Source organism: Novosphingobium sp. (assembly GCF_965214355.1).
GTDB lineage: Bacteria > Pseudomonadota > Alphaproteobacteria > Sphingomonadales > Sphingomonadaceae > Novosphingobium.
In genome coordinates this window covers 1,983,129-1,996,709 of sequence record NZ_CBDCBI010000002.1, presented here as the reverse complement: position 1 = coordinate 1,996,709, position 13,581 = coordinate 1,983,129, and the positions used below count along the sequence as shown (strand labels likewise).

The 13,581-nt window shown below is 65.5% G+C and carries 10 protein-coding genes; 3 read left to right on the top strand and 7 right to left on the bottom strand.

What is annotated here, in order from left to right:
• Positions 1 to 5 precede the first annotated feature (5 nt).
• The 4 genes from hutU to hutI are packed head-to-tail and all read right to left on the bottom strand — an operon-like array spanning position 6 to position 5,237.
• Entirely contained in the window at positions 6 to 1,691 is a 1,686-nt protein-coding gene (hutU, locus tag ACOOE2_RS09540; protein WP_420382777.1) for a urocanate hydratase, read from the bottom strand.
• Complete coding sequence (gene hutG / locus ACOOE2_RS09535) at positions 1,688 to 2,497, bottom strand: N-formylglutamate deformylase (RefSeq protein ID WP_420382776.1); 810 nt, start codon at positions 2,495 to 2,497, stop codon at positions 1,688 to 1,690. The genes hutU and hutG overlap by 4 nt, the downstream gene beginning before the upstream one ends.
• The gene (hutH, locus tag ACOOE2_RS09530) at positions 2,494 to 4,020 is read right to left on the bottom strand and encodes a histidine ammonia-lyase (RefSeq protein ID WP_420382775.1); all 1,527 of its coding nucleotides are present in this window, start codon (positions 4,018 to 4,020) and stop codon (positions 2,494 to 2,496) included. The genes hutG and hutH overlap by 4 nt, the downstream gene beginning before the upstream one ends.
• A complete protein-coding gene (hutI, locus tag ACOOE2_RS09525) occupies positions 4,017 to 5,237 on the bottom strand; it encodes an imidazolonepropionase (RefSeq protein ID WP_420382774.1) in 1,221 nt (406 codons plus the stop codon). Before hutI ends, hutH begins: the two co-directional genes overlap by 4 nt.
• A 105-nt stretch (positions 5,238 to 5,342) precedes the next feature.
• On the opposite strand from hutI, the gene ACOOE2_RS09520 reads away from it, so the two are divergent.
• Together ACOOE2_RS09520 and hutC are read left to right on the top strand one after the other, a co-directional pair.
• Positions 5,343 to 6,695 (top strand): formimidoylglutamate deiminase, encoded by a 1,353-nt coding sequence (locus ACOOE2_RS09520; RefSeq protein ID WP_420382773.1) that lies wholly within the window; start codon positions 5,343 to 5,345, stop codon positions 6,693 to 6,695.
• Complete coding sequence (gene hutC / locus ACOOE2_RS09515) at positions 6,692 to 7,393, top strand: histidine utilization repressor (protein ID WP_420382772.1); 702 nt, start codon at positions 6,692 to 6,694, stop codon at positions 7,391 to 7,393. Before ACOOE2_RS09520 ends, hutC begins: the two co-directional genes overlap by 4 nt.
• A gap of 240 nt (positions 7,394 to 7,633) precedes the next feature.
• Here the strand turns inward: hutC and ACOOE2_RS09510 are convergent, their stop codons facing one another.
• Complete coding sequence (locus tag ACOOE2_RS09510; RefSeq protein ID WP_420382771.1) at positions 7,634 to 10,081, bottom strand: TonB-dependent receptor; 2,448 nt, start codon at positions 10,079 to 10,081, stop codon at positions 7,634 to 7,636.
• A gap of 207 nt (positions 10,082 to 10,288) precedes the next feature.
• On the opposite strand from ACOOE2_RS09510, the gene ACOOE2_RS09505 reads away from it, so the two are divergent.
• Positions 10,289 to 11,797 (top strand): HAL/PAL/TAL family ammonia-lyase, encoded by a 1,509-nt coding sequence (locus ACOOE2_RS09505; RefSeq protein ID WP_420382770.1) that lies wholly within the window; start codon positions 10,289 to 10,291, stop codon positions 11,795 to 11,797.
• Between the two features lie 187 nt (positions 11,798 to 11,984).
• Here the strand turns inward: ACOOE2_RS09505 and ACOOE2_RS09500 are convergent, their stop codons facing one another.
• Complete coding sequence (locus ACOOE2_RS09500; protein WP_420382769.1) at positions 11,985 to 12,746, bottom strand: ATP-binding cassette domain-containing protein; 762 nt, start codon at positions 12,744 to 12,746, stop codon at positions 11,985 to 11,987.
• Complete coding sequence (locus ACOOE2_RS09495) at positions 12,746 to 13,423, bottom strand: ABC transporter permease (RefSeq protein WP_420382768.1); 678 nt, start codon at positions 13,421 to 13,423, stop codon at positions 12,746 to 12,748. The genes ACOOE2_RS09500 and ACOOE2_RS09495 overlap by 1 nt, the downstream gene beginning before the upstream one ends.
• Between the last annotated feature and the right edge of the window lie 158 nt (positions 13,424 to 13,581).

Below are 13,581 nucleotides of genomic sequence, written 5' to 3'. Positions count from 1 at the left end.
GGCCTTCACCCCAGGATACCCGGCAGATCCAGCCCCTGTTCGCGCGCGCAATCGAGCGCGATGTCATACCCGGCATCGGCGTGACGCATCACGCCGGTCGCGGGGTCGTTCCATAGCACGCGCTCCAGCCGCTTTGCCGCCTCGGGCGTGCCGTCGGCGACGATGACCATGCCCGAATGCTGCGAATAGCCCATGCCGACGCCGCCGCCATGATGCAGCGACACCCAGGTCGCGCCGCTCGCGCAATTGAGCAAGGCGTTGAGCAGCGGCCAGTCCGACACCGCGTCAGATCCGTCGAGCATCGCCTCGGTCTCGCGGTTCGGGCTGGCGACCGAGCCGGAATCAAGATGATCGCGCCCGATCACCACCGGCGCCTTCAGTTCGCCGCTCGCGACCATGTCGTTGAACGCCAGTCCCAGACGGTGCCGATCACCCAGGCCCACCCAGCAGATGCGCGCGGGCATGCCCTGAAACCGGATCTTTTCGCGCGCCATATCCAGCCAGCGGTGCAGCGCGGGGTTGTCGGGGATCAGCTCCTTGACCTTGGCATCGGTGCGATAGATGTCTTCGGGATCGCCCGACAGCGCTGCCCAGCGGAACGGGCCGATGCCACGGCAGAACAGCGGGCGGATATAGGCCGGAACAAACCCCGGAAATCCGAACGCATCGGCCACGCCTTCATCGAACGCCATCTGGCGGATGTTGTTGCCATAATCGGTCGTCGGCACGCCGAGCGCCTGGAACGCCAGCATCGCCTCGACATGGCGCGCCATGCTTTCCTTGGCCGCCATCGCGACCGATTCAGGATCGCGCTCGCGCCTTTCCGTCCACTCGGCGACAGTCCAGCCGGCGGGCAGATAGCCATTGATCGGATCGTGCGCGCTGGTCTGGTCGGTCAGGATATCGGGGCGAATGCCTTTGGCGAGCATTTCGGGCAGGATTTCCGCCGCGTTGCCGATCAGCCCTACCGAGACGGGTGTCTTTGCGGCATTAGCCTCGTGGATAATCGCCATCGCTTCATCGAGCGTCGCCGCGCTGCGATCGAGATAGCCGGTGCGCAGGCGCATCTCGATCCGGCTGGCCTGGCATTCGATCGCCAGGCAGCTTGCGCCCGCCATCACCGCCGCCAGCGGTTGCGCGCCGCCCATGCCGCCAAGCCCTGCCGTAAGGATCCATTTGCCTGCCAGGTCGCCATTGTAGTGCCGTCGGCCCATCTCGACGAATGTCTCGTACGTACCCTGCACGATGCCCTGCGTGCCGATATAGATCCACGATCCCGCAGTCATCTGGCCATACATTGCCAGGCCCTTGCGATCGAGCTCGTTGAAATGCTCCCACGTCGCCCATTTGGGTACGAGGTTCGAATTGGCGATCAGCACGCGCGGCGCATCGGCATGCGTGCGGAACACGCCGACCGGCTTGCCTGATTGCACGAGCAGCGTCTGGTCATCCTCCAGCGTGGTCAGCGCGGCGACGATCTTGTCATAGCTGGCCCAGTCGCGCGCGGCGCGGCCGATCCCGCCATAGACGACCAGTTCCTCGGGCCGTTCGGCGACATCGGGGTGCAGATTGTTCATCAGCATCCGCAGCGGCGCCTCGGTCAGCCACGATTTGGCCGTCAGCGTGGTGCCGGTCGCGGGGCGGATGACGCGGGTGTTGTCGGTGCGCGTGTTTTCTGGACGGTTGCTCATGCGGGCTCTCCGGATTTGGCAAAAGCGAGTGCGGCAGCGATCACGCTGCGCAAGGTGGGGGCGATGACGGGCGCGGGGTCGAGCGGCGCAGGCCAGTTTGCCGGCTCGACAAGCGCGGGTTCGGCGACATAGCCGCGCAAGGCCAGCTCCATCTGCACGGCATGAATGCCGCGCCGCGGGTCACCATGATGGCGCGTCGTCCATCCGCCCTTGAAGCGGCCATCGACGACATGGCCCAGCCCCGATGCGGCGCACGGCGCCGCGACGCCGGCGGTCAGCGCAGGATCGCAACTGGCTCCGCTGTTGGTGCCGATGTTGAATTGCGGCAGTTCGCCATCGAACAGGCGCGGGATATGGCTGCGGATCGAATGCGCGTCATAGACCACGATGCACGGGTGCCTGGCGCGCAGGCGTTCGATCTCAGCGGCAAGCGCTGCATGGTACGGATCGAAATACGCCGTGCGCCGCGCAGCAATATCGGCAGCATCGGGCACCGCACCGGCATACAAGGGCTCGCCATCGAATGTCGTCGTCGGCACCAGCTCGGTCGTCGCCGCGCCCGGATAGAGCGACGCACCCGACGGATCGCGATTGCAGTCGATCACGCTGCGGCTGATCGACGTCGTCACCGTGGTCGCGCCCAGATCGCGCGCAAACGCATACAGTTCGGCGATCCACCAATCGGCATCGCGCCGGGCCAGCCACGGCGACGCGAACTGCCCGTCATACCCCGCCAGATCGGTCCCGCCATGCGGAAACGCGATCACCAGCGGCGCCTCGCCGCGGTGGACCGACAGCCAGCTCATTCGCACACCCCCGGCAAGGGGCGCCCGACGACGTCGGCCAGCGTGCCGGCGCGCACGATCGCATTGGCCGCTTCCATATCCGGGTGGAAATGCCGGTCTTCATCGAGCGGCGGCACGACATCGCGCAACACCTTTCGCGCCGCTTCCAGCGCCGGGGACGACGCCAGCGGCAGGTGAAATTCGCACCCCTGCACCGCTGCCAGCAATTCGATGCCCACGACGGCCTCGGCATTTGCGACCATGCCCGCCAGCCGCCGCGCGCCATGGGCGGCCATCGAAACATGGTCTTCCTGGTTGGCGCTGGTCGGAATCGAATCGACGCTGGCGGGATAGGCCATCTGCTTGTTTTCCGACACCAGCGCGGCGGCGGTGACTTGCGGGATCATGAACCCCGAATTGAGCCCCGGATGCGGTGTCAGGAATGCCGGCAAGGCCGACAGCGCCGGATCGACCAGCATCGCCACGCGCCGTTCGGCGATCGAGCCGATTTCGCACACCGCGATCGCGATCATGTCGGCGGCAAAGGCCACCGGCTCGGCATGGAAATTGCCGCCCGACAGCGCTTCGTCGGATTCGGCAAAGATCAGCGGATTGTCAGTCACGCCATTGGCTTCGTCCTCCAGCGTTGCCGCGGCCTGGCGCAACACGGTCAGCACCGCGCCCATCACTTGCGGCTGGCAGCGGAGGCAATACGGATCCTGCACGCGCGGATCATCCTCGCGGTGGCTCGCGCGGATTGTGCTGCCCGCCATCAGGTCGCGCAGGGCTGCTGCGGTTTCGATCTGCCCGGCATGCCGACGCAGCGCATGAATGCGCGGATCGAACGGCGTGTCGGTGCCCTTGGCCGCCTCGGTCGACAGCGCGCCCGTGACGAGCGCCGCGCGAAACAGCCGCTCGGCGCCGAACAGCCCGGCCAGCGCATTCGCGGTCGAAAACTGCGTGCCATTGAGCAGCGCCAGTCCTTCCTTGGGCCCAAGTACCACCGGCGCCAGCCCCGCGCGTTCGAGCGCGACCATCGCCGGCAGCCGTTCACCAGCGACGTCGATATCGCCCACGCCGATCATCGCGGCAGTCATGTGCGACAACGGCGCCAGATCGCCACTCGCGCCGACCGAGCCTTGCGACGGAATAACCGGTGTCAGGCCGCGCTCCAGCAGCGCCTCCAGCAGCGCGACCGTGCCCGGCTGCACACCGCTGGCGCCTTGCGCCAGGCTGGCAAGCTTCAGCGCCATCATCAGCCGCACCACTGCCACCGGCGAGGGCGCACCGGTGCCGGCCGCATGGCTGAGCACGATATTGCGCTGCAATTTCGCCAGGTCTGCGTCCTCGATCCGCACGCTCGCCAATTTGCCGAAACCGGTGTTGATACCGTAGACCGGCGCGCCTTTGGCCAGGATGCGCGCGACCGCTGCCGCGCTCTCGGCGATTGCGGGGGCGCTGGCCGGATCGAGCCGCACGTCGGCGCCGTTCCAGATCGCGCGCCATTGTGCCAGGCTGACATTGCCCGGGACCAGGATACTCATTGACCTCTCCAAACCCTTGCATGGAGCGGCCGCGCCCCGATGCGATAGACCAGTTCGGCGGGCATCGTCACATCCCATACCGCCAGATCGGCCCAGTTCCTGGGCGCGACCGCGCCGATATCCGACCGCCCCAAGGCGCGCGCGGCATTGACCGTCACCGCCATCAGGCATTCCGCGACTGTCAGCCGAAACAGCGTCGCGCCCATGTTCATCGCCAGCAGCAGCGACGTCATCGGGCTGGTGCCGGGGTTGCAATCGGTCGCCAGCGCGATCAGTACGCCCGCCGCGCGCAAGCCTGCGATCGGCGGCAATTGATGCTCGCGCGTGAAATAATACGCGCCCGGCAAAACCGTCGCGACCGTGCCCGACGCAGCCATCGCCGCAATGCCCGCATCATCGAGGTATTCGAGATGATCGGCCGACAACGCGCAATACCGCGCGGCCAGCGCCGCGCCATGCAGGTTCGACAATTGTTCGGCGTGCAGTTTCACCCGCAATCCGTGCGCCTGCGCCGCGATGAACACGCGTTCCACCTGGTGCGGTGAAAACCCGATCCCTTCGCAAAAAGCATCGACCGCGTCGACCAGGCCTTCGCCTGCAAGGACCGGCAGCATTGCGATCACCAGATCGACATAGTCATCGCCGCGCCCGGCAAATTCGGGCGGCAGCGCATGCGCGCCCAGGAACGTCGTCGCCACGCTGACGCCCATCTGCTCGCCCAATGCCCGCGCCGCGCGCAACATCCGCTGCTCCGCCGCCAATTCAAGGCCATAACCCGATTTGATCTCGACCGTCGTCACGCCGTCGGCGATCAACTCGGCCAGGCGTGGCGCGCTGGCCGCGACCAGTTCCGCCTCGCTTGCGCCGCGCGTTGCGCGCATCGTCGAGACGATTCCGCCCCCGGCGCGGGCAATGTCTTCATACTGCGCGCCGGCAAGCCGCATTTCGAACTCGCCCGCACGATTGCCGCCATAAACCAGGTGCGTATGGCAATCGATCAGCCCGGGCGTAACCAGACGGCCCGCGCAATCGATCGTTTTTGCCGCTTGAAAAGCCGGTGCATCCGCCGCAGGTCCGGCGTAGACTATCCGCCCATTCGATGCCGCGATCACTGCGTCTTCGATCACAGCGAGCGGCTGCGCAACATCGGTCATTGGCAGCAGACGTGCGGCCGTCCACACGGTATCGCATTCAAGCATGGCTGATGACCCGGACATCGGTAAACCCCGTTGGAAACATTGTCCCTTATCCCGAATATGTATAGACATATATTGAACGCGGCAAGTGCGTAATGCACCGCCGGCTGAAAGGAAGACCCGCACATGACACAGGCGCTGCACTTTGCCACGGCCTATCTGCCACAGGGTTGGGCCAGCAACGTTCGGGTCACGATCGCCGGGGGCCGGATAACGCAAGTCGAAACCGACAGTGCGCCCCGGCCCGGCGATGAGCGCCATGCGATCGCCCTGCCCGGCCTGGCCAACCTGCACAGTCACGCCTTTCAGCGCGGGATGGCGGGCCTGGCCGAGCGGCGCGGGCAAAGTGACGACAGTTTCTGGACCTGGCGCGAAGTCATGTACCGCTTTGTCGAACGCATGGGCCCCGACGATCTCGCCGCGATCGCCGCACTCGCCTATAGCGAAATGCTTGAAACCGGGTTCACCCGCGTCGGCGAATTTCACTATGTCCATCGCGACACCACTGGCGAGCCTTACGCCGATCCCGCCGCCATGAGCGCCGCCATCGCGCAGGCCGCCGGCGAAACCGGCATCGCGCTGACGCTGTTGCCGGTATTCTACGCCCACGGCGGTTTTGGCAGCCAACCCGCCACGGCGGGGCAACGCCGGTTCCTCCACGATCTCGACAGTTTCGCAGTTTTGCGCGACAATGCCGGGCGCGCGCTCGCGCATTTGCCCGACGCCGTGCTCGGCCTCGCCCCGCATTCGCTGCGGGCTGCGAGCCCCGAACAGCTGACCGGCCTTGTCGCCATGGCCGGCACCGCGCCGATCCACATCCACATCGCCGAACAGGTCCGCGAAGTCGAAGACTGCCTCGCCTGGAGCGGCGCGCGCCCGGTCGAATGGCTGTTCAGCAATGCCCCTGTCGACCACCGCTGGTGCCTGGTCCATGCCACGCACATGACGCCTGCCGAAACACGCCTGCTCGCGCAAAGCGGTGCCGTCGCGGGGCTGTGCCCGATCACCGAGGCCAATCTGGGCGACGGCGTATTCCCCGCACCCGGCTACGCCGGCGGCGCCTGGGGCATCGGCAGCGATTCCAATGTGCTGATCGATGCCAGCGAGGAACTGCGCCTTTACGAATACGGCCAGCGCCTCACCCATCGTGGCCGCAACCTGCTCGCGGCTGCGCCCGGCGCCAGCACCGGCGCCGCGCTTTTCACCGGCGCGCTCGCGGGCGGGGCACGCGCGCTTGGCGCGCCCTCGGGCATTGCCGTTGGAAACAGCGCCGATATCGTCACGCTGAACTGCGATCATCCCGCTCTGCTCGCCCGCTCGGGCGACGCATTGATCGACGGCTGGATCTTTGCGGCGGGCCGCACTGCCATCGATTGCGTCTGGCGCCACGGCACCAAGCTGGTAACGCAAGGACGTCATCACGCGCGCGAAGCGATAACCCGCCGCTATCGCGCCACGCTCACCGGATTGCTCGAATGAAGCCCATCCCCCTGCACGAACGCATCCGTGCCGAAATCGAAGGCGCGATCCTGGGCGGCCAGCTCCGCCCCGGCGACCGCATCCCCAAGGAAACCGAGCTGATGGCGCAATACGGCTGCGCCCGGATGACGGTAAACAAGGCCCTTTCGGCCCTGGCCACCACCGGAATGCTCGATCGTCGCAAACGCGCCGGATCGTTCGTTGCGCGCCCCCGCGCGCAGTCGATGGTCCTCGATATTCCCGATCTGGCCGCCGCGATCGCCGCACGCGGCCAGGTCTATGGCTGGTCGCTGGTCAGCCGCAAGCTGATCGCCCCCGATCACGCCGACGCGCTCGTGCTGGGCGCACGCAGCAATGTGCTCAACATCGCCGGCATTCACTACGCCGACGACCTGCCCCTCGCGCACGAGGAACGCCTGATCAACCTTACCCTCGTGCCCGAAATCGCCCATGCCGACTTGTCGCAAACCCCGCCCGGATCCTGGCTGATCGCCCACGTCCCCTGGACCGAAGCGGAAAACCGCATCAGCGCCGTCGCCGCGCCGCCCGCGATCGCCCGCGCGCTCGGCATTACCCGCGGCGCACCCTGCCTGATGCTCGAACGCCTGACCTGGCGCGGGCCCGACACGGTGACGCGCGTGCGGCAGCATTTCGTTGCGGATCGCTATGAGCTGATTGCGCGGTTCGGGCCAAGCTAGCGCGGCCGTCGCCCTCCGCCCTTTATACCCTACCCACCCCACCCAACACGTCGGCCCGGACTTGATCCGGGCTTAGGCTTCTTCTTCGCCAACGTTGCGCCAAAAGAAGCCTGGTCCCGGATCAAGTCCGGGACGACGAACGAGGCCTGAGTTACGAACGAGGCCTGAGTTACGAACGAGGACTGAGTGACGAACGAGGGGTAGGCAACAAGCGGGAGGCAAAGCCCCGCGCCCGCCACATCAGAACTTCGTGCCGACCTTCACGCCGAAGAACTGCGGCTTGATCGGCAGTGTCCGCGTGTACCCGGCCGTGCTGTTGCCCAGCAACCCCGCGTTGTTTTCATAATCCGCCGGAGAGATCTGCGCGTTGTGCGACAGCGATCCGCGCGTATCGAAGGCGTTCTGGATAAACAGCTGGAAAGTGTAATTGCCCGTCTTGCCGCCGATCGAGAAATCTGCGGTGGTAAAGCCCCGGCTGTTGCCCAGCACCGTATCGTCGATCACGCCCAGCAGGCTGCTCGAACTGGTCTGGGTGTTGACCGACGCCTGGATAAAGGCATTGACCGACCCGACCGGCATTTCATAACGCGCGGTGGCCGAGGCCTTGAAGCGCGGCTGTACCGGCAGGCGCGTACCGGTCGGCGCGTAGTTGCCGAAACCGAAGTTGCCGAAATTGGTGGTCAGTGCGGCATCGTTGTACGCGCCAGAGGCCGTCAATGTCAGGCCCTCGACTGGCCGGATCTGCAGATCGCTTTCGATCCCGTAAACGCGCGCACCGCCCACGTTCATGATGTTGGTAATTCCCGCGCCCGCAGCCTGTTCGGCATATTGCAGGTTGTTCCACTTTTCGTAATAGACCGCCCCGTTCCAGCGGATCTTGTGATCCAGCCAGCTGGTTTTCCACCCGAATTCGAAATTGTCCAGCGTGTCGGGCCGGTAGACCGTGCCGACCAGCGCACCCTTGTCGCGGTTGTTGCCGCCGGGGCGGAATCCGGTCGAATAGGTGGCATACAGCATGTGATCGGTGTCGATCTGCCACGTCAGGTTGACCTTGTGAGTCTCGCCCGAGCCGTGCGACCGCTTGTCGTTGTTGCTGCAGGAATAGAGGGTGGCGAGCGGGAACGTGCACTGCGGCGCGTATGACGGATAACCCGAAAATCCAGTCAGCGTGTTGGTGTAGATGAATCCGCGAATACCGCCGGTCAGCGTCAGATGCGAGGTCAGGTCGAAATTGCCCTGCGCATAGGCCGCATAGTCGCGGTCGGTGATATTGGCGTTGGTCAGAAACAGATCGTCGCCATACACGTTCACGGTGTTGGCATAATTGGCGAAATTGGCCGTTGCCGCACCGGGGACCGCGTAGTTGTAGATGCTGTGGTTCTTCTGCTCTTCAAAGAACAGCCCGGCGGTCACGCGCACGACCGACGACGCCGGGGAATTGATCCGCAGTTCCTCGTTGTGCTTGCTCAGTTTCTGCGAGACACTGAACTGCTGCGTCGGGTCGATCTGGTTTCCGCTGCTGTCGGTGAAGCGCGTGTACCCGGGCAGATTGGTATAGGCGACGGTATAATAGCTGTAATCGGCAGCGGAATTGATCTTGCGCGCCAGATACCCCCCCGAATAGAGCACGTCCCAGGTGCCGATCTTGCCCTCGATCGTCAGGGCTGCCTGCAGCCACTGATCGGTGTCGTAATCCGGCGTGAAGTCATGCACCTGCAGATCGCCGACCGCCGGGTCGTAGAGGAACGTGCCGTTGCTGTGCATATGTTGCGCGATCAGCTGCGGCGTAATTTTCCAGCCGTTGTCCAGGTCGATCCCCACCGCAACGCGCCCGCCGTATGTCGTCACGTCGTTGAAGTTGTTCTTGACATACTTGCCGTTGTTGACGGTCAGGGGGTCGCTTGTGGTTACAGTGCCGCCCTCCGGCCCGTCGCTGGTGTTGTACACGTTGGCATATGTCCGCGACTTGGGCGTGTTGTCGATATACCCGCCCAGGTGCTCGTAGAACCCGACCGCGCGGACCGCGACGCCATGCGCCACCGGCAGGTTGATCATGCCCTCGATCGTGCCGCCGGCATTGCCCTTGCCGTATTTGTCGCCGGTCAGGTCCAGGCTGCCCTCGGTCTTGTCCTGCACCGGCTTGTTGGTGATCATGCGCAGCGTGCCCGACAGCGAACTGGCGCCGAACAGCGTGCCCTGGGGGCCCGACAGTGCCTCGATACGCGCCATGTCATAGATATGCATGTCGAGCAGCGCGCCGATCGTCGTGACCGGAATTTCATCGACGTAAACGCCGCTCGTGGGCAGCGCGCCGAAGGCCAGGCCATCGCCGCCCGACGTGATGCCGCGGAAAAACAGCTGGCTCTGCCCCGGGCCGAACGACTGGAACGACACGCTGGGCAACTGCTTGGCATAGTCGTCGAACGAGGCGACCTGGTGCTGTTCGAGCACGGCCGGGCTGAGCGCCTGCATGCTGATCGGCACATGCTGGATGCTTTCCGAACGCTTCTGCGCCGTCACAACGATTTCGCCCGACCCGGCCGCCGGCGCGGTATCGGCCGGTTGCGGGGCCGTGTCGGCAGTCTGTGCCAGCACCGGCGCGCCGAACAGCGCAACAGCCGAAGCACCGGTCAGCAGGATCAGATCGCGCAGGACCTTTTTTGGCACGACGTTGTTGGTATCCCTCATGAAACCAGGCCTCCTGAAAATTTTCCCCGCGCCGCCGCGTTGCCATGGCCGGCAATCGCAACATGTCGCACATGTGCCGCGCCGCACAACTTCCTTGCATCGACGCGGCTAATTTTAATATGACTATACATAAGAGGGATGCTGACAAGTCTATCGGGCACCTTTTTAGCGGTGGTATTCCGTTTTTGATTCATGTGGAGCATTCCGGTGACACTTGTGACTTATACGCTCGACCGGCCGCTCGATGGCGCTGCGCTGTCTGCCGTGGCGCATGGCGCGCCGCTGGTGCTGGGCGATGCGGCGCGCAGCCGGATTGCGGCAGCCCATGACCTGGTGCGTGCGATCGTGGGCCGCGGCACACCTGCCTATGGCGTAAACACCGGCGTCGGAGCGCTGTTCGACCGCGCGGTCGAGCCGGCGCTGCACCGCCGGCTGTCGCGCCAGCTGGTCATGAGCCATGCCTGCGGGGTGGGTGCGCCTTTGTCAGAGGCCGAAGTGCGCGCGATCATCGCTGCACAGGCGAACAACCACGCCCATGGTCATTCGGGCGTGCGCGTCGCGGTGGTCGAGGCGCTGCTCGCGCTGCTGGCGCACCGCATCGTGCCCGAAGTGCCCGGCGCCGGATCGGTCGGATACCTGACGCACATGGCGCATATCGCGCTGGTGCTGATCGGCGAAGGCCATGCCCGGATCGGCGATCAGGATCAGGGGGGGCAACGCCTGACCGGCGCGCAGGCGCTGGCGCGCGCGGGCCTGTCACCGCTGGTGCTCGATGCCAAGGAAGGCCTCAGCCTGCTGAACGGCGCGCCGTGTGCGACAGGGCTCGGCGCGGTGGCCTGGGCGCGCGCAACCCGCGCGGCTCTTGCCGCCGATGGCGTTGCCGCGCTCAGCTTCGAATGCCTGGGCGGCAATCCGGCGGCGTTTGTGCCCGATGTGCTGGCGCTGCGCCGCTCGGCCGGCGTGGCGCAGACCGGCGCCGCGCTGAACGCATGGCTCGCGGGCAACGCGCATCTGTCGGGCGCCGCGCGGTTGCAGGACCCGCTCAGCTTGCGCTCGATCCCGCAAGTCCACGGCGGTGTGCGCGATGCGCTGGCCTATGTCGGCACCATGATCGACGATGAACTCGCCTCGGTCACCGACAACCCGGTCATGCTGGGCACCGCCGAGGCCCCGCGCGCCTGCTCCGCCGCGCAGGCGATCGCAACCGGCCTGGCGATTGCGCTCGACGCGCTGGGCATCGCGATCGCGCATATCGGGATGATGTCCGAACGCCGCACCGACCGCATGGTCAATCCGCTCGTCAGCGGTCTGCCGCCATTTCTCGCGGCAGAAGCGGGCGTATCGAGCGGCTTCATGATCGCGCAATACACCGCCAGCGCGCTCGTCAGCGAAAATCGCCGCCTCGCCGCGCCCGCCAGCCTGGACGGCGGCATAACGTCGGGGCTGCAGGAAGACTACCTGTCGCACCCGACCGCCGCCGCCATGAAAGCGGTGGCGATCGTGGCCAATGTCGAAACGATCCTGGGCATCGAACTGGCCGCTGCGGCGCAAGCGCATGATCTGGGCGTGGCGCCCGATGCGCGCGCACCGGCGACTGCGAAGCTGCATGCGCATGTGCGTGCGGCAATCGCGCCGTTCGCCGACGATCGCCCGATGAACGAAGTGATCGAACAGGGCGCCGATCTGGTGCGCGCGGGGCTGCCCTTACCCGCCTGATGCAGCATCGGCCTCCGATATCCGTCACCGTCCAAACAGAGCGGACTTCCCCGACAAAACTTCGTCATTCCCGCGAACGCGGGAATCCAGGTCTCACGTTGCAGTCGCGCGCCAACGCCACGTCATCGACGCAACCTCTGGATTCCCGCGTTCGCGGGAATGACGAAGCTTTGTTGGGCAAATCAGATCAAGCTGACAAGAACCCGCGAAACACCGGCGTTGCATCCGCGCCGAACATCACCCCCGGCGGCCCCATCGATTCAATCACGCCGTCGCGCACATGCACGACCGTGCTCGACACATCGCGCGCAAAGGCCATTTCGTGCGTGACGATCAGCATCGTGCGTCCTTCGTCCGCCAGCGCGCGCATCAGATCGAGCACTTCGCGCACCCGCTCGGGATCGAGCGCCGATGTCGGCTCGTCGAACAGCATCAGATCCGGGTCGGTCGCCAGCGCCCGGGCGATCGCCACCCGCTGCTGCTGCCCGCCCGACAATTGCGCCGGCCAATGCGTGGCAAACCCGGTCATGCCGACCTTTTCCAGCAAGGCATGCGCACGCTCGATCGCCGCCGCACGCGCAAGCCCGTGCACATGCACCGGTGCGGCAACGATATTGTCGAGCACGGTCATATGCGACCAAAGGTTGAAACCCTGGAACACCATTGCGGTTTTGGACCGCAGCACGCCCAGCGCCCTCGGGTTGTCGATCCGCGCCCGCCCATGCCGATCATGCGTCAGCGGTGCCCGGATGCCGGCGATCTCGATCGTGCCCGCGTCGGGCATTTCGAGCAGGTTGAGACAGCGCAGGAACGTGCTTTTGCCCGAACCGCTGCCACCCAGGATCGACACGACATCGCCGCGATGCGCGTCGAGATCGATGCCTTTCAACACGGCGCGGGGCCCAAAGCTCTTGGTTATGCCGCGCGCGTGCAAAACGGGTGCCGTCATCATGCTCTCCTGGAACCAGCGGGCGCAAGGCTGCGTTCGATACGCCGCAACAGCGCAGTCAACGCGGCGGTCATCGCAAGATAAACCCCCGCTGCGAGGCAAAAAACCTCGAGCGTGCGATACGAGTGGGCGATGACCTGGCTGGCGACGCCCGTCACATCGAGCACCGTGATCGAGCTGGCGAGCGAGGTCGACTTGATCATCATCACCAGCTCGTTGCCATAGGCAGGAAGCGCCAGCCGCAGCATCTGCGGCACGATCACGCGGCGCAAACGCACGGCCGGGTTCATCCCGCACGCCAGCGCCGCCTCGATCTGCCCGGTGGGGATGGCATTCAACGCGCCGCGCAACACTTCGGCGATATAGGCCGAACAACAACACGTCATCGCCAGCCACGCGCAAAACAACGGTTCACGAAATGCCGGCCACAGCCATCCATGGCGGACGGGCCCCAATGCGGCGAGCCCGTAATAGACCATGAATATCTGCAACAGCAGCGGCGTACCGCGAAACACGAATATCCACGCCTGCGCGATCGGGCGCGTTGCGCGCGATTGCTGCGCCGCGACGAGCCCGGCGGCGATCACGCTTGCCCCTATCGCGCTGGCGACGAACAACAGCAGCGTGACGGGAATGGCGGCAATCAGGCCCAGCGCGGTGGTGACGAAGAAGTCCATCAGATTGCGGCCGCATATTGGACGCGCGCCTCACCCAATCGTCCGGCGATGGCGGACAAACCCCACCCCACTCGTCGTCCCGGACTTGATCCGGGACAAGGCTTCTTTTGCGCGACGTCCGAGGAAGAAGCACAACCCCGGATCAAGTCCGGGGCGAC

Coding starts and splice junctions, on each gene's coding strand:
- ACOOE2_RS09510 (WP_420382771.1), bottom strand. CDS start 10,081: ATGAGGGATACCAACAACGTCGTGCCAAAAAAGGTCCTGCGCGATCTG.
- hutC (WP_420382772.1), top strand. CDS start 6,692: ATGAAGCCCATCCCCCTGCACGAACGCATCCGTGCCGAAATCGAAGGC.
- hutU (WP_420382777.1), bottom strand. CDS start 1,691: ATGAGCAACCGTCCAGAAAACACGCGCACCGACAACACCCGCGTCATC.
- hutG (WP_420382776.1), bottom strand. CDS start 2,497: ATGAGCTGGCTGTCGGTCCACCGCGGCGAGGCGCCGCTGGTGATCGCG.
- hutI (WP_420382774.1), bottom strand. CDS start 5,237: ATGTCCGGGTCATCAGCCATGCTTGAATGCGATACCGTGTGGACGGCC.
- ACOOE2_RS09520 (WP_420382773.1), top strand. CDS start 5,343: ATGACACAGGCGCTGCACTTTGCCACGGCCTATCTGCCACAGGGTTGG.
- ACOOE2_RS09495 (WP_420382768.1), bottom strand. CDS start 13,423: ATGGACTTCTTCGTCACCACCGCGCTGGGCCTGATTGCCGCCATTCCC.
- ACOOE2_RS09500 (WP_420382769.1), bottom strand. CDS start 12,746: ATGACGGCACCCGTTTTGCACGCGCGCGGCATAACCAAGAGCTTTGGG.
- hutH (WP_420382775.1), bottom strand. CDS start 4,020: ATGAGTATCCTGGTCCCGGGCAATGTCAGCCTGGCACAATGGCGCGCG.